General features: G+C 31.5%; 15 protein-coding genes. 9 read left to right on the top strand and 6 right to left on the bottom strand.

Features of this window, described 5'->3' with window-relative positions; genetic code table 11:
- Positions 1-22: 22 nt before the first annotated feature.
- Both recG and miaE read left to right on the top strand, forming a co-directional pair.
- Positions 23-2,125, top strand: coding sequence for an ATP-dependent DNA helicase RecG (gene recG, locus BXY80_RS09365; protein WP_120201276.1), 2,103 nt, complete (start codon positions 23-25; stop codon positions 2,123-2,125).
- A 49-nt stretch (positions 2,126-2,174) separates the two neighbouring features.
- On the top strand, positions 2,175-2,756 hold the full coding sequence (miaE, locus tag BXY80_RS09370; RefSeq protein ID WP_120201278.1) for a tRNA-(ms[2]io[6]A)-hydroxylase: 582 nt from the start codon (positions 2,175-2,177) through the stop codon (positions 2,754-2,756).
- A gap of 25 nt (positions 2,757-2,781) precedes the next feature.
- Here the strand turns inward: miaE and BXY80_RS09375 are convergent, their stop codons facing one another.
- The 4 genes from BXY80_RS09375 to BXY80_RS09390 all read right to left on the bottom strand — a co-directional run bounded on the left by BXY80_RS09375 (position 2,782) and on the right by BXY80_RS09390 (position 7,942).
- Entirely contained in the window at positions 2,782-4,425 is a 1,644-nt protein-coding gene (locus BXY80_RS09375) for a M20/M25/M40 family metallo-hydrolase (protein ID WP_120201280.1), read from the bottom strand.
- A gap of 76 nt (positions 4,426-4,501) precedes the next feature.
- Positions 4,502-5,353: a helix-turn-helix domain-containing protein gene (locus BXY80_RS09380; RefSeq protein ID WP_120201282.1), complete on the bottom strand. Its 852-nt coding sequence runs from the start codon at positions 5,351-5,353 to the stop codon at positions 4,502-4,504.
- Between the two features lie 138 nt (positions 5,354-5,491).
- A complete protein-coding gene (locus BXY80_RS09385; RefSeq protein ID WP_245977238.1) occupies positions 5,492-6,547 on the bottom strand; it encodes a DUF2911 domain-containing protein in 1,056 nt (351 codons plus the stop codon).
- 183 nt (positions 6,548-6,730) lie between these two features.
- Positions 6,731-7,942 carry a peroxiredoxin family protein gene (locus BXY80_RS09390; protein WP_120201287.1) on the bottom strand — a complete coding sequence of 404 codons (1,212 nt, stop codon included), beginning with the start codon at positions 7,940-7,942 and terminating at the stop codon, positions 6,731-6,733.
- Between the two features lie 123 nt (positions 7,943-8,065).
- Between BXY80_RS09390 and pheT the strand changes: the two genes are divergently transcribed.
- The 7 genes from pheT (at position 8,066) to ribB (ending at position 17,730) form a co-directional block, all read left to right on the top strand.
- Complete coding sequence (gene pheT, locus BXY80_RS09395) at positions 8,066-10,492, top strand: phenylalanine--tRNA ligase subunit beta (RefSeq protein WP_120201289.1); 2,427 nt, start codon at positions 8,066-8,068, stop codon at positions 10,490-10,492.
- Positions 10,493-10,567: 75 nt separating this feature from the next.
- Complete coding sequence (gene tpx / locus BXY80_RS09400) at positions 10,568-11,068, top strand: thiol peroxidase (RefSeq protein WP_120201291.1); 501 nt, start codon at positions 10,568-10,570, stop codon at positions 11,066-11,068.
- A gap of 4 nt (positions 11,069-11,072) precedes the next feature.
- A complete protein-coding gene (locus tag BXY80_RS09405) occupies positions 11,073-11,441 on the top strand; it encodes a diacylglycerol kinase (RefSeq protein ID WP_120201293.1) in 369 nt (122 codons plus the stop codon).
- Positions 11,442-11,504: 63 nt separating this feature from the next.
- Entirely contained in the window at positions 11,505-13,901 is a 2,397-nt protein-coding gene (locus tag BXY80_RS09410; protein ID WP_120201295.1) for an FtsK/SpoIIIE family DNA translocase, read from the top strand.
- 4 nt (positions 13,902-13,905) lie between these two features.
- A complete protein-coding gene (locus tag BXY80_RS09415; RefSeq protein WP_120201577.1) occupies positions 13,906-14,541 on the top strand; it encodes a LolA family protein in 636 nt (211 codons plus the stop codon).
- Positions 14,542-14,555: 14 nt separating this feature from the next.
- Positions 14,556-16,538 (top strand): LptF/LptG family permease, encoded by a 1,983-nt coding sequence (locus tag BXY80_RS09420; protein ID WP_120201297.1) that lies wholly within the window; start codon positions 14,556-14,558, stop codon positions 16,536-16,538.
- Positions 16,539-16,569: 31 nt separating this feature from the next.
- On the top strand, positions 16,570-17,730 hold the full coding sequence (gene ribB / locus BXY80_RS09425; protein ID WP_245977240.1) for a 3,4-dihydroxy-2-butanone-4-phosphate synthase: 1,161 nt from the start codon (positions 16,570-16,572) through the stop codon (positions 17,728-17,730).
- Between the two features lie 139 nt (positions 17,731-17,869).
- On the opposite strand, the gene BXY80_RS09430 is transcribed toward ribB, so the two are convergent.
- Positions 17,870-19,762, bottom strand: a complete 1,893-nt coding sequence (locus BXY80_RS09430) for a hypothetical protein (RefSeq protein ID WP_120201299.1) — start codon at positions 19,760-19,762, stop codon at positions 17,870-17,872.
- 5 nt (positions 19,763-19,767) lie between these two features.
- Positions 19,768-20,232 (bottom strand): lipocalin-like domain-containing protein, encoded by a 465-nt coding sequence (locus BXY80_RS09435; protein ID WP_120201301.1) that lies wholly within the window; start codon positions 20,230-20,232, stop codon positions 19,768-19,770.
- Positions 20,233-20,270 lie beyond the last annotated feature (38 nt).

Here is a 20,270-nt window from a genome sequence, read left to right on the forward strand (position 1 = left end):
TAGAAGAATTATATTCGTTATTATGAATATTAATCTTCAAACACCAATAGACTACTTAAAAGGCGTCGGTCCAAATCGCGCAGACCTACTACGTAAAGAGCTAAATATTCATACATATCAAGACTTAATAAATTTATTTCCAAACAGATACATAGACAAAACACAATATCACAAAATCAGTCAATTACAACGCAATAATGCAGAAGTACAGATTGTTGGGAAAATTACAAAGTTTGAAGAAGTAGCTCAAAAAAACAAAAAACGCCTTGTCGCAACATTTCAAGACGACACAGGAATCATGCAACTCGTATGGTTTAGAGGACAAAAATGGATAAGAGAAAACACAAAATTAAATACACCTTATGTTATTTTTGGAAAAATCAATTGGTTTAACGGTAGATTTAGCCTACCTCATCCTGAGCTAGAACTCGTAAGTGAACATAAAAAAAACCTACGTCTATCTATGCAACCCATATATCCATCAACCGAAAAACTATCAAACAAAGGCATTACAAATCGAGTGCTAGGAAAAATAATGCAACAATTATTTATAGATAGTAAAGGAAAATTCTACGAAACATTGCCAGACACTTTACTCTCAAAACTTAAATTAATATCAAAAAATGAAGCCCTTATTAACGTTCATTTTCCCAAGAATTCTGAGCTACTTTCTAAGGCTCAGTTTAGGCTAAAATTTGAAGAGTTATTTTACATTCAGTTACAACTAATTTTAAAAAATTTAATTCATAAATCAAAAATTAAAGGCTTCCCATTTTCTCAAGTCGGAAATTATTTTAACACTTTTTTTAAAAGCCATTTACCCTTTGAATTAACCAACGCTCAAAAACGTGTTTTAAAAGAAATTAGACATGATTTAGGCAGCAACGCCCAAATGAATCGATTATTACAAGGTGATGTGGGCTCTGGAAAAACCATAGTAGCCTTCATGTCAATGCTCATGGCACTTGACAATGGTTTCCAAGCCTGTTTAATGGCTCCAACTGAAATTTTGTCAGTTCAGCATTATAACGGATTATTGGAGCTATGCAATAATCTAAATATCAGCATAAAACTATTAACAGGCTCAACTAAAACTTTAACAAGAAGAGAAATACACGAAAATCTTGAAAATGGGGAATTACAAATTTTAATTGGTACTCACGCTTTGCTTGAAGACAAGGTGAAATTTAAAAATTTAGGGCTAGCAATTATTGATGAACAACATAGATTTGGAGTTGCACAACGCAGTAAATTATGGAAAAAAAACACTTCTCCTCCTCACATTTTAGTGATGACAGCAACACCAATTCCTAGAACTTTAGCCATGTCTGTTTATGGCGATTTAGACATCTCAATTATTGACGAATTACCACCAGGCAGACAAGCCATAAAAACTGTACATCGTTATGATAAAAATCGGCTTAATGTATTCAAGTTTATAAGAGATGAAATTGCAAAAGGAAGACAGGTTTACATTGTATATCCATTAATTCAAGAAAGCTCAAAAATGGATTATAAAGATTTAATGGATGGCTATGAAAGTATCGTTAGAGATTTTCCGTTACCAGACTATCAAATCTCAATAGTTCACGGCAAAATGAAACCTGCCGACAAAGACTATGAAATGCAACGCTTTATAAAAGGTGAAACACAAATTATGGTAGCCACAACTGTTATAGAAGTTGGCGTTAACGTACCAAATGCCTCTGTAATGATTATTGAAAGTGCCGAACGCTTTGGTTTATCACAACTCCATCAATTAAGAGGTCGTGTTGGTCGTGGTGCAGAACAAAGCTATTGTATTTTAATGACCAGTCATAAATTAAGCAACGATAGTAAGGTGAGATTAGAAACAATGACTAGAACTAGTGATGGTTTTGAAATTGCCGAAGTTGATTTACGATTACGAGGACCTGGCGATATAATGGGAACTCAGCAAAGTGGCATATTAAACCTAAAGATAGCAGATATTATAAAGGACAATGATATTTTACAAAGCGCAAGGTTTTATGCGAAAAAAGTTTTAGAAAAAGACCCATCATTAGCTTTACCAGAGCATCAAGTAATTCTAAATACCTATAGAGAGCTTGGTAAATACAAAAACATTTGGAATTATATAAGTTAACACTATTCTGAATAGAAATCTTAATTACCTTTACTAAAAACCGTAAAACATGCTTCATCTCAAACTTGAAACCGATCCACGTTGGGCAACCATAGCAGAAGATAATATTGAAGAAATTTTAACCGACCATGCTTGGTGTGAACAAAAAGCTGCTACCAATGCCATTACAATTATCACTCACAATTCTCAGTATGTAGATTTGGTTACTGATTTGTTAGAATTAGCAAAAGAAGAACTAGAGCACTTTCAAATGGTACATGAGATTATTAAGAAACGTGGCTACAAACTAGGCAGAGAACGCAAAGACAGCTACGTTAACGAACTCTATAAATTTATGAATAAAGGCGGTAATCATCTTCAAAGTATGGTTGACAGATTGTTATTTTCAGCAATGATAGAAGCTAGAAGTTGTGAGCGTTTTAAACTGTTATCTCAACGCATAAAAGACAAAGAGCTATCACAGTTTTATTACGATTTAATGGTTAGCGAAGCTGGTCATTACACTACATTTATAACATTTGCTAGAAAATACGGTAAAGACATAGATGTAGATAAGCGCTGGAAAGAGCTTGTTGCATTTGAAGGTGAATTGATTAAAAGTTATGGTAAAAGTGAAACCATACATGGTTAAGTTTTCAACCACCTAATAAAAATACTTAATCAGCCTTCATACTTTCATCTCTAATTTTTTTATACTGTGAGTAACGAGACTCTTCACTCCAATTAGGCCATTTACTTGAGTTACCAACCTCTAAGCCTGTTAAAAAATTAAGTTGTGCATCAAACGTAATATTTGCTCCATTAAAACCTTCGTAATACTCGTCTGTTACTTGATGGTAATGCTGCATATAAGCGGCAATTTTTTCAACTTCTTTTTCATCTCCATTTAAAGGCTCATAGTTTCCTACATTCCAAACTGCTGGCACACCTTTTTTCACAAAAGGGTAATGATCTGATCTTTGAAACACATTACCTGGCATTTCTTCACCTTCGGTTTTAACAATTTCTCTTCCCAATTTATCAGCCGCTTTACTAACAAAAGAGTCCATTTCTGAATGACTCTCTATAACATTAATAACCATGCGCATTTTTTCTACAGCAAAACTAGCGTCTGCATTAATCACACAAACTGTTTTATTTAATGGATATAAAGGGTTATTAGCATAATACTCTGCTCCTAAAAGCCCCATTTCTTCGGCAGATGTAAATAAAAAAACTATAGAGCGTTCTGTTTTTTTCTTCATTTTAGAAAATGCTCTAGCAACCTCTAGTTGCATAGCAGTACCCGAAGCATTATCAATTGCGCCATTAAAAATTGAATCGTTTCCTAAATGTGAAGCTCTAGTACCAACATGATCCCAATGCGCAGTATATAAGACATATTCATTTGGTCGTTTGGATCCTTTTACTATTCCAACAACATTTTTAGTTGTAACAAAATCTTTAAAAGTTGAATTAAGTGATAACGATGCTTTTGCCTTTAATGGTAATGGCTTGAAATCTTTTAACAAAGCTTCTTCAACATAATCGTAATTTGAATCTGACAATAAATCTTTCATTATAGATTTAGAAATTAACCCTGAAAACTTCAACCCATCTGAAGCTAAACCTGGCTCACCTTCAACAAAAATTGGCGAATCAACATCATTTTTAACAGCATCCCAATTAATAGCATCATCATGAATCATTATTAGTCCGGCTGCACCACGCTTTGCAGCTTCGCGCTTTTTATGCCTAATTCCTGCATAATAGGTTGGTTGTTCTCCATTAAAAAATTTAGGGTCTTTAGAATAATATCCTGGATCACTAAATAGCACTACCACAATTTTCCCTTTTACATCAACCTCTTTATAATCATCCCAATTATAATCTGAAGCTACAATCCCAAAGCCTACAAAAATCATTTCGGCATTTTCAATAGTAACTTCTTCATTTAGTTTATAAGATGTTTTGGCATAAAAATCTTTTTCGTAGATATATTCCTTTTTTTCTTTACCAGATTCAATAACTAAATTACTACAATTACCATATTGCACTTTTTTAATTTTAAAATCTTGAAAGTAACTTGATGCATTTGCTGGTTCAACATTAAAAAGCTTAAGTTGTTGCTCTATATATTTGGTGGTTTTTTCTTCACCTTTTGTTCCTGGCTTTCTTCCTAAAAATTCATCTGAAGCTAAGGTTTTAATATGCTTAACAACATTTTCTTCTTTTATAAGGTATTCTGGATTTGCATTTTGCGCTTTACAGGACAAGATAAATGAGATAACAATTGTTGCTAATAAGATGTAGTTTTTCATTTTTGTTCGGTTTAAAAACCAAACTTATACAATGTCTGTTTTTAAGAATTGTAAATTTTAGACAAGACGTAAAAAATCACCAACGATTATTTATAATGTTCATATATTCATTTTCAGAATAGCTTAGTTCTTTATTAAAAAATTGTTTTGGTGTTAACGATGTAAACTGCTTAAATTCTTTTATGAGGTGTGACTGATCAAAAAAGCCGTTCACTAATGCTAACTGTGTTAAATTTTCTTCTAAATCAGTATTTTGATAACTATTGATACAGGCATTAAACCTTATAATTCTCATATATACTTTAGGAGTAACTCCTAAATATTTTAAAAACAAACGCTCAATTTTTTTATAGTTAGCTCCAAAACACTCTAATAAGTAATTAAACTTTACATTGCCTTTATGATTATGAATAAAGTCTACAATTGATTCCATGAATTCAAAATCTGAATCAAATTCAACAACTTTCAACCTCTGAGATATGTACTCTTCTACACAATCTATTTTTTGTTTGATTGTATGAGAATCTAATATTTTTTGCTCTAATATTAAGAGATTATCATTGTTTATTGTTGTTATATCTGTAAATATATTTTTTAAATTAAAAACATCTGGTGTAAACAAAAACATCCCATTTGGTTTTATTTTTAAACCAAACACTATAGATTTAACTGCCTTAATATTGTAGTTAACAGCATGGGTTTTCTGTCCAAAAATTGTTGTTTTTTTAAGCGCAAAGCTTTCGCTATTAGTTGATAAAGTTCTACTTATAGCTGCTTGGGTTTGATCTTCAATAAATAACAAACCAAAAGTTCCATCAGGTATAACTAAATCTTCAACATTTATATCGAGAACACTTGTGTCTATTACAAAAAAACAATCGATAAATCTCGAAAAAAAATGTTTAGGTGTGTATCTCTTAAAGTACATTATTGCATTTTACTAATTGTAAACTTATGGTTTATAAAGCTATATTGTAGTTAAATGATAGTTAAACTACATGAAAACAAAAAAGCTCAACCCTAATGGATTGAGCTAAAACTGCACGTGTTTTAATTGATTGATTTTTTATAATGCACCTAACTCTTTCAATAATTTTTCAGAATTTGCCTTTACATTTGCTGGCGGATTTAGTGACAAAGCTTTTTTAAGAGACTTTATAGCATTTGTTTTATCTCCCATAGTTTTATAACATTCTCCCAAACTATCATAAGCATTTGCATTTTCTGGATTATCGGCTACATTCTTCTTAAAGTATTTTAAAGCTCTATCATAATCTTTTGCGCCCAACATTTGATAGCCTAAAGTATTTAGCTGATTAGCATTTGCCATAGCCGAGGCTTCATCCATTAATTCTGCATACTCATTAGTTTTACCTAGTTTGTTTAAAATTTGTCCTTTTATCGCTAGATTATTAAATGTTTTTTGGCTAAAAAATTGCCCAGCAATAGCTTTATCAATCCAAGTTAAGGCTTCATTTAAATCACCACCATTATTTAAAGCATAGTTAGCCATGTTTTCCCAGTTTTGTCTCTGAAAACCAGTTTGACCTATAGATTTTGCTCTAAACTCATCAAGTACAACATTAGTAACATCAACTTCTATAGTAAAAGGAAACTCTTTCTTTTCCCATATTAAAGAAGCTACAGCCGAATTTGTTCCAACAGTATTAAATTCAAAAGTCAATAACTCTTTATGAGAAACCGTTTTTGTTGAGATATCTGCTCTTAGCGCATCATTATTAGCGTCATAAAAGAAACTTCCCCAAGCATTAGTATCGTTAGACAAAATAAGTGTTGCTGTATTGTCTGGTTTAACTTCTATATGCAATCCGTAAGTTCCTGCCTTAATTGGTTTACCTTCAACTTTTGCATCATGAGAAAATGTAATTGTAGTATTTTCATTAGCTCCAGCTCTCCATGGTGCTGCGGTTGCTGTACCAAAGCCTAAGTTATTCATACCGTAAGGCACTAGTTTTCCCCAAACTTCACGCCCATTAACACTTGGTCTTGCATATGTAATACTAATATCTGTAATACCTACACGTTGACTTACTGTAGCTTGCTGACTACCTCGTGGTGTGTTTAATTGTGCTGATGCGCTAAAACTTAGCGCTAGAATCATACACATAAAAATTTTGGTTAGGTTGTTGTTTTTCATCTTGATTATGATTTATTAGTTTGTTCTCACAAGTTATAACCTAATCAAAACCACAGTTGTTAGCATTACGTTAAAATGAATTACTAAACTGTTAATTAACTAATTATTAAGAGTATATTAAAATGAAAGAGAGTCAAATACTTAATACTATTCTTGCAGCAACTCATCAACAAACGTATTAAACTCATTTTTAAACACTGTGTATTTAGTGCCAGTTGCTGGCCCATTAAAGCCAGTATGAATTTTTCTAACCTTTCCCTTTTTATCTATAAAAATAGTAGTTGGGTATGACAGTACATGATTAAGCATTGGCAACTTCTCGCTAGCTTTAATTTTACTAGACGTACCATATTGCGCTAATAAAATTGGATAATTTATGCCAACATCATTTTGCAAACGCTCTATACTTTTAAATGCTTTTTCTTTTGTTTTAGCATACTCAAAAGCTAATGCTACAATCTCAACATCTTTATCTTTATTTGCGTTATAATACTCAGAATAGTATTTACTTTCGTCTAAACAATTTGGACACCATGTTCCCATGATTTGAACCAATACCACTTTATCCTTATATCGTTTATCTGATAATGACACCATTTCTCCTGAAGCATTTGGAAATGAAAACTCAAAAGCATCATAACCTTCTTTTAAAAAAGTTAGTTTATTTTCATCTGGTAATTCGTAATTATCATTTCGTTTTGCTTCAAAAGGTTCTTCCCAATGATTACCAGAATAAAAAGCACCTTTCATCATACTGTCTGTAACTGTTGCTGTAAATAAAAAAGCATGTGCGCCATCAAATGTAGAAAGTTTCATTTGGTCTCCATCTATTACACCTTCAAGATATCTATAATCTCCTGTTGTGGTTCTAAATGTTCCTGTAATTAGGTTTCCTTCTTGATTAAAAATTCCTTTTGCCATATAGCTATCTTCATAAGATTTAGGACTAAATACTGTTTCCCAATTACCAGAAACGTTATAATTTGCTTCAGATGAAAACTCAAAACGATTAACAGTATTAAACTCAGCTTTAAAAGGCACAACTCTATCTAAACTCTCTTTTATAAAGCTTCCCTTTAAACTGTTCTTTGTCATTTTTGCAGCAATATAGCCTTCAAAAACTGGCATTTTAATGTATACCGAATCATTAGAATATCTAATATCATTTACCAAAATAACTTCATCAGCATTAAAAATTTTTATTGCGTTAGGCGATGTAACTTCAAAGTTAAAAGGCAGCTCTAAATTTTCTTTAAGTTGCAATTCTGCTTTCCAAATACCTTCTGTTAAAAAGTTTTGCGGATTATTATTACAAGAAATTAAAGTTATTAAGACAAATAAAATGGGTAGTTTTCGCATTAAATATCAAGTTTAAGTCACTAGTAGTCACAACAAATATAAAATTCTTACAAAGAAAACATAATTTACAATTTATATAACTATTTAGTATTATTATCTTTGCGTGTTTTTTAATTAGATATAATGAAGATTTCATACAATTGGTTACAGCAATTTATAAAGGTAGATTGGACTCCAGAACAAACTGGAGAACTCCTAACAGATTTAGGCTTAGAGGTTGAAGGTATAGACAGTTTTCAGTCTGTAAAAGGTGGCTTAGAAGGTATTGTTGTTGGCGAGGTGTTAACCTGTGAGAAGCACCCAAATGCCGACAAACTTAAAATTACAACTGTAAACATAGGATTAGAAACACCATTACAAATTGTTTGCGGTGCACCAAATGTTGCTGCTGGACAAAAAGTACCTGTTGCCACTATTGGCACTACATTATATACAGAAGAAGGTGAAGCGTGGAAAATTAAAAAAGGAAAAATTCGCGGTGAAGAAAGCCACGGAATGATTTGTGCCGAAGACGAATTAGGCTTAGGTAAATCACATGACGGTATTCTTGTATTAGATAAAAAGGTTAAAGTTGGCACACCAGTTGCAACAATTTTTGATATTGAAAACGACCATGTTTTTGAAATTGGATTAACTCCAAATAGAGCTGATGCCATGAGTCATTATGGAACAGCTCGCGATCTTAAAGCTGGTTTACTTCAAAAAGAAATTAATACCGAATTAATCACACCTTCTGTAAGTGCTTTTCATGTTGAAAATAGAACTCTAAAGATTGATATCGATGTTAAAGATAAAGAACTTGCACCTCGTTATTGTGGTGTAACCATTTCTAGAATTAAGGTTGAAGATTCTCCAACATGGCTACAAAATAGATTAAAAGCTATTGGGTTAAATCCAATAAACAACATTGTAGATGTTACTAATTATGTGCTACACGAACTAGGTCAACCTTTACATGCTTTTGATACTGCAAAAATAAGTGGCAATAAAGTTGTTGTTAAAACATTAGCTAAAGGCACAAAATTTACTACACTTGATGATGTAGAACGTGAGTTACATGAAGAAGACTTAATGATATGTGATGCCGAAAAACCAATGTGTATCGCTGGTGTATTTGGAGGTAATTATTCTGGAGTTACAGAAAACACAACCAGCATCTTTTTAGAAAGCGCATATTTCAATCCTGTGAGTATTAGAAAAACTGCAAAACGACATGCTTTAAATACAGATGCGTCGTTTAGGTTTGAAAGAGGTATTGATCCAAATATAACAGAATATGCATTAAAACGAGCAGCTCTATTAATACAAGAGATTGCTGGTGGCGAAATTACAAGTGATTTAATTGATGTATATCCAAATAAAATTGAAGATTTTCAGGTACGTCTAAGTTTCGATAATGCAAAAAAACTAATTGGCGAAGAAATCCCAAGAGAAACCATAAAAAGTATTCTTACTTCTTTAGACATTAAAGTAAATAATGTTACCGAAACTGGACTTGGACTAACAGTTCCTGCCTATAGAAACGATGTACAACGCGAAGCTGATATTATTGAAGAAATTTTGCGAGTATATGGCTACAATAAAATAAAAACTACCGAGAAATTAAATGCTTCAATCTCTAATACATCGAAGTTTGAAGATTATAAGTTGCAAAACATAATTGGTAATCAGTTAGCAGCTCAAGGCTTTTATGAGATGTTATCTAATTCGTTAACATCACCAAAATACATAGAGCTTAGTGCGCAACTAAAAGAAGACCATAATGTTGAAATGCTTAATCCTCTGAGCAATGACTTAAGTGTTATGCGCCAGAGCTTATTATTTTCTGGTTTAGAATCTGTGAGTTATAATATAAACAGAAAGCGTGATGATTTAAAATTATTTGAATTCGGAAAAACATACCATAATTATAATGACACTCGTGAAGAACAAAAACATCTTTCAGTTTTTGTAACAGGAAACAGAAATGATAAACGTTGGAATATTGCAGATCAAAAAACCGATTTCTTTTATTTAAAAGGAATTATAACATCTATACTAGAACGTTTAGGCTTAAGCAATTTTAAAGTTTCTCCAATAAAAAACGATGTGTTTAGTGAAGGTATAACTTTAGCTCTAGGAAAAACTAAATTGGTAGATTTTGGTCTAATCAATAAAAAAGTATTAAAACATTTTGGAATTTCTCAAAATGTACTTTTTGCAGATTTTAATTGGGACAATGTTATTGATAGGGCAAAACATAACGACATAAAGTTTAAAGATATACCTAAATACCCAGCAGTACGCCGTGATTTTGCTTTACTAATTGATGATGCAGTTACTTTTGAAGCTATAGACACAATTGCAATGCAAACAGAAAAGAAACTTCTTAAAGATGTTGATTTATTTGATGTGTATCAAGGAAAAAACTTACCAAAAGGCAAAAAGAGTTATGCTGTAAGTTTTACAATACAAGATGAACACAAAACATTAACAGATAAGCAAGTTGATAAGATAATGAATAAACTTCAAGCCAATTTTGAAAAACAACTTGGTGCAGAATTGAGGTAATAGAAATTGAACCATTAGTTATCTAAAGAAGACAAAATATTGCTTACTTTTATACTTAATCTTTAATCAAAATTTATGGCTACAGTAACACTAAAAGGTAACAACATAAATACATCAGGAGAACTTCCAAAAACAGGAACAAAAGCAGCAGACTTTAATCTAACTGCAGTAGATTTATCAACAAAATCGTTAAGTGATTTTAAAGGACAAAATATCATTTTAAATGTTTTCCCAAGTGTAGATACAGGCACTTGCGCTCAATCTGTAAGAACTTTTAATAAAGAAGCAAGTAACCTTGAAAATACCAAAGTACTTTGCATTTCTAGAGATTTACCATTTGCATTAGCTCGTTTTTGTGGTGCAGAAGGCTTAGATAATGTTATAAGTTTATCAGATTATAAAGACGGAAGTTTTGGTAAAAGTTATGGTTTAGATTTTATTGATGGTCCATTAGAAGCATTGCATTCTCGATGCATCATTATTATTGATACAAATGGGTTAGTTACTTATACAGAACAAGTAGCTGAGATTGTTGATGAGCCCAATTACAATGCAGCCCTAAAAGCTTTGTCTTAACTTTATGCCAAAGAAAGAATCATTTTTACTAAACAGGCTAAAAAGTGTAGGCTATGCCTACAAAGGTGCTTTGTATCTTATAAAAACCGAAGCTAGTATTAAAATTCAATTTGTTATAGCTATTCTAGTTAGTATTGCTGGTTTTTATTTTAATATTTCTAAAACCGAATGGTTATTTCAAATTGCCTTTATAGGTTTGGTAATGAGTATTGAAGGTGTAAATACTGCTATTGAGTATATTGCAGATTTTATTCACCCAGAACATCACCAAACTATTGGTCGCATAAAAGACATCGCAGCTGGAGCTGTTTTTATAGCTTCAATAGCGGCAACAACAGCAGCTTTAGTCATTTATTTGCCTAAGCTTTTTTAATACTAAATCCGTTAGGATAAACGTTAGTAATTTGTATTTTTGTTTCAATCTAACAAAGTGTTGATGGCGAAGAAGAAGAAAACCAAAACTAAAAACAAAACCACTCCAAAACTTAAAAAACCGAGTTTAAAATTATCTAGCCAACAAAAACTTATTTTTGGAAGCTTATTAATTATTCTTGGTATTTTACTTTTTATTGCTTTTTTATCATTCTTTTTTACCGGTAAAGTAGACCAAAGCACTTTAAATGCCATTGGCTCAAGAGAAATAGAAGCACAAAACTGGCTTAATAAACTTGGTGCTTGGGTTAGCGATTTATTTATCTTAAAAGGCTTTGGTGTTTCCTCATTTATATTTTCTGGTTTATTATTTTTATCAGGGGTTTATGTAACTTTAGATATAAATAAAGTAAAATTAAGAAAACATTGGATCTGGGGAACACTCATAGTAATATGGTTTTCTATATTCTTTGGTTTTTTCTCACATAAGTATGATGCTTTAGGCGGAACTATTGGTTTTGAAATGAATAGTTTTTTTCAAGACTATCTTGGCAAAATTGGCACTTCACTCCTACTTATTTTCGGGTTAATAACATATTTAGCCATTAGATTTAAAATTACAGGACAGAGTTTTGTCAACCTCTTTAAACGTGCTAAAAATGACTTGAAAAAAGAAATTAATCCTACAGAAAAAGACATTGTAGTTCCTTTAGATAATGATTTAACTGCTGAAGCCGAAGACATAAAATCTGCTTTTGAACTTGTTGTTGAAGACAATATTGAACCTACTATTAAAAACCATTCAAAGCCTTTAACTAAAACTGAAACTGAAAAAGAACAATTCAAAATTGAAGTTGCTACAGAAGAAGAACCAGAATTAGATATCGAGATTGAAAAAGTTACTGAAGAAGCTTCAGAAACTAACAACTTATCAGATAAGTTGGTTGAAGATTTTGGTCAATTTGATCCAACACTTGAGTTAAGCAAGTATCAGTTTCCACCTTTAGATTTATTAAAAAAATACGATACTGAAGGCATTACAATCAACCAAGAAGAGCTCGAAGAGTACAAAAATAAAATTGTAGAAACACTCAACAATTATAAAATCGGCATTTCTAGTATTAAAGCTACAATTGGACCAACCGTAACGCTATACGAGATTGTCCCTGATGCTGGAGTGCGAATATCAAAAATAAAAAACCTAGAAGATGATATTGCATTATCTCTTGCAGCATTAGGCATTCGTATTATTGCGCCAATTCCTGGAAAAGGAACCATTGGTATTGAAGTCCCTAACAAAAACTCAACTATAGTATCGATGCGTTCTGTAATTGCATCTCAAAAGTTTCAAAAAACTGAAATGGAATTACCTATTGCATTTGGTAAAACCATTAGTAATGAAACAATGGTTGTTGATCTTGCCAAAATGCCTCACCTTTTAATGGCAGGAGCAACAGGTCAAGGAAAATCTGTAGGACTTAATGCGGTACTAACATCATTACTTTATAAAAAACATCCAGCAGAAGTTAAGTTTGTTTTAGTTGACCCAAAAAAGGTAGAGTTAACTTTATTTAATAAAATTGAACGCCATTATTTGGCTAAACTTCCAGATAGTGAAGATGCAATTATAACAGACAATACTAAGGTTATTAATACACTTAACTCTTTGTGTATTGAGATGGATAATCGTTACGAAATGCTTAAAAACGCTTTATGCCGTAACATTAAAGAATATAACACTAAGTTTAAAGCTCGAAAATTAAATCCAAACGATGGTCATCACTTTCTACCATACATAGTTTTGGTTGTTGATGAGTTTGCAGATTTAATAATGACAGCTGGTAAAGAAGTTGAAACACCAATTGCTCGTTTAGCACAATTAGCACGTGCCATAGGTATTCATTTAATTATTGCAACACAACGACCATCTGTAAATGTAATTACAGGTATAATTAAAGCAAATTTCCCTGCAAGAATTGCTTTTAGAGTAACTTCAAAAATAGATTCTCGTACCATTCTAGATGGCTCTGGTGCTGATCAATTAATAGGTCGCGGAGACATGCTATACACACAAGGTAATGATATTATTCGTATACAATGTGCTTTTGTTGACACGCCAGAAGTAGAAAAGATAACCGAATTTATTGGTGCTCAAAAAGCTTATCCTGAAGCCTTTTTGTTACCAGAATATGTTGGTGAGGAAAGTGGCACAAGTCTTGATATAGATATTTCAGATAGAGATAAATTGTTTAGAGAAGCTGCCGAGATTATTGTTACAGCACAACAAGGCTCAGCTTCTTTATTGCAACGAAAACTAAAATTAGGATATAATAGAGCTGGTCGTATAATCGATCAACTTGAAGCTGCTGGAATTGTTGGCGGTTTTGAAGGTAGTAAAGCTCGTCAAGTATTGGTTCCAGATTTAGTTGCTCTAGATCAATTATTAGCAAATGAAATTTAATACAATGAAAAACTTAATAGTAATATTAGCATTTTTAATTAGTACAATAGGAATTGCTCAAAGTAATGCCAAAGCCTTACTTGATGAAGTGAATGAAAAAGTAAATTCTTATAATAACATCTCAATAGATTTTAAGTATTCATTAAAAAATGTAAGTGAAGACATTAATCAAGAAACACGAGGTAATGTTGTTATTGAAGGTGATAAATACATGCTAAACATTTTAGGTATTACACGAGTTTTTGATGGTAAAACGCTATATACAATTAGTCCAGAAGATGAAGAAGTAACAATTTCATCTGATAATACTGAAGATGAAAACACAATAACACCAAGTAAGATGCTGTCTTTTTACAAAGAAGGATACACCTACGAAATGGATATTACGCAAGACGTAAAAGGGCGTAAAATACAATATGTAAAATTATATCCTATTGATACAAACTCTGAAATAAAACAAGTATTATTAGGTGTAGATGCAAAAACAAAACACATCTACAACCTAATAGAAATAGGAAAAAACGGAACAAGAACAACTTTAACTGTTAATTCTTTTAAAACTAACGAACCAATTTCAAAAACCTTATTTACTTTTGATGCTAATAAGTATAAAGATTATTATATCAACAAACTAGATTAGGCTAACGATCATTCATGAAAATATTAGATAGGTATATATTAACAACCTACTTAAAAACTTTTTTGAGCGTGTTTGTAATACTCATGCTCATTTTTGTTTTACAAGCTGTTTGGCTTTATATAAGTGAGTTGGCTGGTAAAGACTTAGCTCTTTCAGTTATCTTAAAGTTTTTACTTTATGTTACGCCTACACTCATACCTCTAATTTTACCGCTAACAATATTATTAGCGTCTATAATGGTTTTTGGAAGCTTTTCTGAAAACTACGAGTTTGCTGCAATGAAATCTACTGGTATTTCATTACAACGTGCAATGCGCAGTTTAAGTCTATTCATTGTTCTACTAGGTATTCTAACTTTTATTTTTTCAAATAATGTTATTCCTTGGGCAAACTATAATTTTTACAACTTAAGAAAGAATATTGCCAAAGTACAACCAGCAATGGCTATTGCAGAAGGACAATTTAACGAAATTGGCAACTATAATATTAAAGTTGCTAAAAAAAGTGGTGAGCGTGGTGAGTTTTTTGATACTGTAGTTATCCATAAAAAAGCTGCAAAAACACCTGTTAATAGAACCGTTATTGTTTCAAAAACTGGTGAACTCATAAGTAGTGAAAAATCTAATATTTTACAGTTAAAACTTATTGATGGTAATTACTATGATGAAATTTTTAGAAAAGCTCCCAAAGAAAGACAAAAAAAACCTCATGTAAAAAGCTACTTTAAAGAATATGTTATCAACGTAGACTTAGAAGGCTTAAATAAAGTAAGTGATGATAAAAATTATGACAATAGGTTTAATATGCTTGATGTTAACGGTTTAAATTACTCTATAGATTCGCTTTACAATAAAAAGTCAAATGAACTTAAAGACCTTTCAAAAGTATTGTACAATAGAACCTCGTTTAGCATATTAAACACAAATGTTGAATCAAAAACTACAGATTCGGTTTTTAATGGTAGTTTATTAAGTTTGTTTAATGTTAAAACAAATGTTCAACTCCTTAATCTAGCATCAAATACGGTTAATAGTACAAAACAAATATTAACTACTAAAAAGAAGAATGCAAAAATATCTACCAAAACATTAAACAAGCATATTATCTCTTTACACGAAAAGTATGTATTAGGTATTGCATGTATTATATTGTTTTTTGTAGGTGCTCCACTTGGTGCATTAATTAGAAAAGGAGGCATTGGTCTACCTTTAGTAATAGCCATACTTTTGTTTTTAACCTATCATTTTATAGGGATTTTTGCTAAAAACAGTTCTCACGATGGTACATTTAACCCTGTAATTGCGACTTGGCTTTCAACTTTAATTATGCTACCTCTCAGTATTTTTTTAACTAAAAGAGCTACTAAAGATAGAGGTTTATTTGAATTTGACAGCTACCTAGAACCTATTAAAAAATTCCTGAAAATAAAGAAAAAAGGCACTTTGGTTTATAATGATACGATCATAAACCTATCTAACTTAAAAGGCTTTAACAACGACAAATTAGTTAGCATTATTAAAAACCCAAAAGCTTACAATTATCCTGTAGGAATTAAAAATATTGCATACAATATATTATTAAATAGAGAGTTAAACGATGATAATCTTGAAGCTAAAGGATTAGAGATAAATTCAAACTATAAACAATCTAAAATAATTGCTAATGACTTGTTTGATTACTCAAGGTTTTCTTTAATTTTCTTCAGTATTAGTGTAATTTTATTGGTATTACATTTTATTTTTAAAAACAATAAATTACCAGAGCTAGCATCAGCAGTATTAGATTTAAGTTTAATCTCATTGTTTATCTATGTTTGTTATTTTATAACAACATATATAAAAGTAACTTTATTTTACAAAAATTTAAATATAAAAACAAAACCTATTCAGCAAATTTTATTCTTCTTAGGATTCCCTTTTTATGCCATCTCTCATTTTTTTATAAAGAATAAAATCAAAGAAGACTTAGCTTTAAGTTGTGCTGAAAATATAAAATAAGCCATATCTTTGTACTTCAATTCATATTACCATGATAACGACGCTTAAAATGACTTCAGAATCATCAAAAATTAAACTTAACACCATTGAAGAAGCTATTAATGATATTAGGCAAGGAAAAGCAATTATTGTTGTAGATGATGAAGACAGAGAAAATGAAGGTGATTTTGTTGCAGCCTCAGAACTAATAACGCCAGAAATGATAAATTTTATGGCAACTAATGGTCGCGGACTAATTTGTGCACCATTAACAGAAAAACGTTGTAAGGAACTCGACTTGCACATGATGGTAAACAACAATACAGATCCAATGGAAACTGCTTTTACAGTATCTGTAGATCTTAGAGGTAATGGCGTAACGACGGGAATATCTGCTAGTGATAGAGCAAAAACGGTACATGCGTTAATAGATCATGATACCAAAGCTTTTGAATTAGCACGTCCTGGACACATATTTCCTTTAGTAGCAAAAGAAGGTGGTGTTTTAAGACGCACAGGACATACCGAAGCTGCCATAGATTTTGCGCGCTTAGCAGGTTTAAAACCAGCTGGAGTTATTGTTGAAATAATGAATGAAGACGGAAGTATGGCACGCTTACCAGAACTCATAGAAGTTGCAAAAAAATTCGATTTAAAAATTGTTTCTATTGAAGATTTAGTGGCTTACCGTATGGAGCATGACTCTTTAATTGAAAAAAAGGAAGATTTTGACATCGAAACGCGCTTTGGGCAGTTTCGTTTAAGAGCCTATCAACAAACTACAAATAATCAAGTTCATATTGCTTTAACAAAAGGGTCTTGGACTAATGATGAAGAAATTTTAACACGCATAAACTCAACTTTAGTTAACAATGATATTCTTGGTACATTAACTAATAATGCCGACAAGAAGCTGGATAACATGTTTAAAGCTGTTAACGATTCTGGTAAAGGTGCTATCGTTTTTATCAATCAACAAGCACAATCTATGAATTTACTAAATAGGCTATCTACATTAAAAGAAACACAACAACCTAATACCATTACTAAAGCACCTAATATTAAAATGGATTCTAAAGACTTTGGTATTGGCGCTCAAATATTACATGATCTTAGTATTTCTAAATTACGCTTAATGACTAACAGTGAACAAAAACAACGTGTTGGTATGATTGGTTATGGTTTAGAGATTATAGATACGGTTAGCTACTAGTTTTTATCTTTTTACCATACTATAGTCTGATTTTTAAAAATTTAAAAATCGAGCATCATTATTATAATACATATCTTTTGTTTACCAGAAAGCCTGTAGTATTTGAATTAATATTTCTATATAACACCTATATTTAATACTATTCTGTATAACTAATTTTAACGCCTTTTATCCCTTGATTACCCCAAATTTGACCAGAAGGTGGATGTATTAAAATATAATATGAGTAATTTGATAAAATTGGAATAGGTGTTGAGTAAGTTAAAACTTGATTTGAGTTTGAATTATTAGAGGTGAGCGTGAAAAATGTAAATTCAAAATTGGTTGGTAAATATTTCTGTTTAAGTTTAAATTCTAGGTTTGTTACACTATTATCATATAAATAAGCACTTATACTAGTTATTGTAGAACCAACTGGTAAATTTACTGGAGTCATGTAAACACCACTATCTGATACTCCATAAAAAATGCCTTGTGCAAATATATATCGATTTTGTGCTGGTAAATCTGGACCACCTGCTAATTCACTAGGTATTGGTTTATTATTATCATCAGGTTGAAATGATGCTCCAGAAATCATTATCTCTCTAACAATTGGAGTTGCATTTTTAACATATGTATCGTCTGCATATTTTTTTGTTATTACAGATTGATTTCCTGCGTTTACAATATCAGTATTAGTTAGTGAAGGTGCTGTAAGCTCTCCATTTTGATCCAATTTTAATACCGCAGAATTACTTGTTCCTATAATTAAGTCATTACTACTTGTGTACATTCTGGTAATACCTGCGCCACCGCCGCCAGTAGCAATTCCTATTCTAAAATTATGAGAAGCGTTACCTATTCTAAAATCACCAGGATTACCAGCATCTAAGTTCCAATCGCCACCACGAATATCTAATCTTGCCTCTGGATTTGTAATACCAACACCAATATCTCCATTTTTTAAAACAGTTAATGCATTGCTTCTATTTGAAGCGGAAGTTCCGTTACCAATAGTAAACAAACGGTCATTCACATTAAAAGCTGTAGTATTGTTTGGCGTATATTCTTCATTAAATGTTCCAATAGCGGTTTCAGTAAATGAAGGCGCAATTACATTATTACCTAATGCATTAGAAGTTACACCTTGTGCTTTTGATTGTTCTCCAGTAGCAAAAGCATTGTTTCCTGAAGCGGTTGCTTGTTTCCCTAAAGCAATAGCGTTTTCACCTGATGCAATTGAAGTCTGACCTGCTGCTAAAGATTTCTTTCCTGATGCTATTGAAAAAGAGCCCATAGCAGTAGAAGATTCTTCAGATGCAGTGGTATTCTGGCCAGTGGCAAAAGCATAGTTTCCAGATGCCATAGTATTTTGTCCCATGGCAACTGATGATTCTTTGGTTGCTTGTGTTCCATTTCCTGATGCCATAGATCTATCTCCAGATGCTGTGGTTTGAATACCAATAGCTAAAGATTCTAAACCAGAAGCTAATGTTTGACTACCAGCAGCTATAGACCTAAAACCAGTAGCTCCATAATCTTGAGAATTAAGAACAGAAACACTAAAATCGATTGCATCTAAACCTATGTTTCCATAATCTGCTGCATTTCTTTCAATAATTCGGTAACCAATTCCAGAACCTTCATTAATAGCTTCTAAAGCAACATTGTTAGCAGTTTTAGCATTTAGAGCATATGGCACAGCCATAAACTGTGTAGTTCCTAAATCTGTAAAACCATTACCAATATCGACTTTTATGTTTAAAAAATGATTGTCTTTAGACCAATCGATCTCATTAAATGTTCCCGATATTGGTATACCATTTCCAATATTAGTAATTATAATACCATTTTGATCTGTAAGCAATGCTTGTGATTCTTTATAAATGATTGTTGTGTTTTCTAAAATAGAAAACTCAATATCTACATTACCATAAACAATAACATTACCATTATCATCTTTGATAAGGGCTTTATAGTTAATGCCATTTTGAGCTAATACACTAAATGAAATTAGCAATGCAAAAAAAGCTATATATAACGTTTTCATGATTTCTATCCTTGTATTTTATCAAAAACAATTGTGTCACCAATAGCATCTGTAATATTTAAAGTGGTTTCAGAAATACTATTTATGGTTGATACTATTGTATCTGTGCCCAATGTTATTGTTAGTGTTGTTCCATTTAATGTATATGTTGTATTTACGACTCCTTCAGATTCGCAAGTACCAGAGTCATCATCAAAAGATTCTACTTCTACTGTATTATTTGCATTAAATTTAAAAGACGTGTTTTTTTCACAATCATTGAAACCTCCAGGTGTTTTAGATTCTAGATACCATGTACCAGATCTTAATAATTCTGCTGTTGTTGGCGTATTGTTGGATGACGAATCATCATCACTACTACATGAAAAGGTTAGTATTAAGAGTAAAACGATTACAATTGATTTTAAAATGTTACTTAAATTAGTTTTATTACTGATATTGTTTTTGTGGTTTTGTTTAAAAAAGTTCATGATATATATTTTAATTATTAATAGCTTATACTTTAATA

The sequence above is a fragment of the Ichthyenterobacterium magnum genome, from assembly GCF_003610635.1.
Taxonomy (GTDB): Bacteria; Bacteroidota; Bacteroidia; order Flavobacteriales; family Flavobacteriaceae; genus Ichthyenterobacterium; species Ichthyenterobacterium magnum.

What these genes read in the sequence shown, in the direction of transcription:
- tpx (WP_120201291.1), top strand. Translation starts at nt 10,568, where the DNA reads ATGGCTACAGTAACACTAAAAGGTAACAACATAAATACATCAGGAGAA.
- BXY80_RS09410 (WP_120201295.1), top strand. Translation starts at nt 11,505, where the DNA reads ATGGCGAAGAAGAAGAAAACCAAAACTAAAAACAAAACCACTCCAAAA.
- BXY80_RS09390 (WP_120201287.1), bottom strand. Translation starts at nt 7,942, where the DNA reads ATGCGAAAACTACCCATTTTATTTGTCTTAATAACTTTAATTTCTTGT.
- pheT (WP_120201289.1), top strand. Translation starts at nt 8,066, where the DNA reads ATGAAGATTTCATACAATTGGTTACAGCAATTTATAAAGGTAGATTGG.
- BXY80_RS09415 (WP_120201577.1), top strand. Translation starts at nt 13,906, where the DNA reads ATGAAAAACTTAATAGTAATATTAGCATTTTTAATTAGTACAATAGGA.
- BXY80_RS09430 (WP_120201299.1), bottom strand. Translation starts at nt 19,762, where the DNA reads ATGAAAACGTTATATATAGCTTTTTTTGCATTGCTAATTTCATTTAGT.
- BXY80_RS09385 (WP_245977238.1), bottom strand. Translation starts at nt 6,547, where the DNA reads ATGATTCTAGCGCTAAGTTTTAGCGCATCAGCACAATTAAACACACCA.
- BXY80_RS09420 (WP_120201297.1), top strand. Translation starts at nt 14,556, where the DNA reads ATGAAAATATTAGATAGGTATATATTAACAACCTACTTAAAAACTTTT.
- BXY80_RS09405 (WP_120201293.1), top strand. Translation starts at nt 11,073, where the DNA reads ATGCCAAAGAAAGAATCATTTTTACTAAACAGGCTAAAAAGTGTAGGC.
- recG (WP_120201276.1), top strand. Translation starts at nt 23, where the DNA reads ATGAATATTAATCTTCAAACACCAATAGACTACTTAAAAGGCGTCGGT.
- BXY80_RS09380 (WP_120201282.1), bottom strand. Translation starts at nt 5,353, where the DNA reads ATGTACTTTAAGAGATACACACCTAAACATTTTTTTTCGAGATTTATC.
- ribB (WP_245977240.1), top strand. Translation starts at nt 16,570, where the DNA reads ATGATAACGACGCTTAAAATGACTTCAGAATCATCAAAAATTAAACTT.
- BXY80_RS09435 (WP_120201301.1), bottom strand. Translation starts at nt 20,232, where the DNA reads ATGAACTTTTTTAAACAAAACCACAAAAACAATATCAGTAATAAAACT.
- miaE (WP_120201278.1), top strand. Translation starts at nt 2,175, where the DNA reads ATGCTTCATCTCAAACTTGAAACCGATCCACGTTGGGCAACCATAGCA.
- BXY80_RS09375 (WP_120201280.1), bottom strand. Translation starts at nt 4,425, where the DNA reads ATGAAAAACTACATCTTATTAGCAACAATTGTTATCTCATTTATCTTG.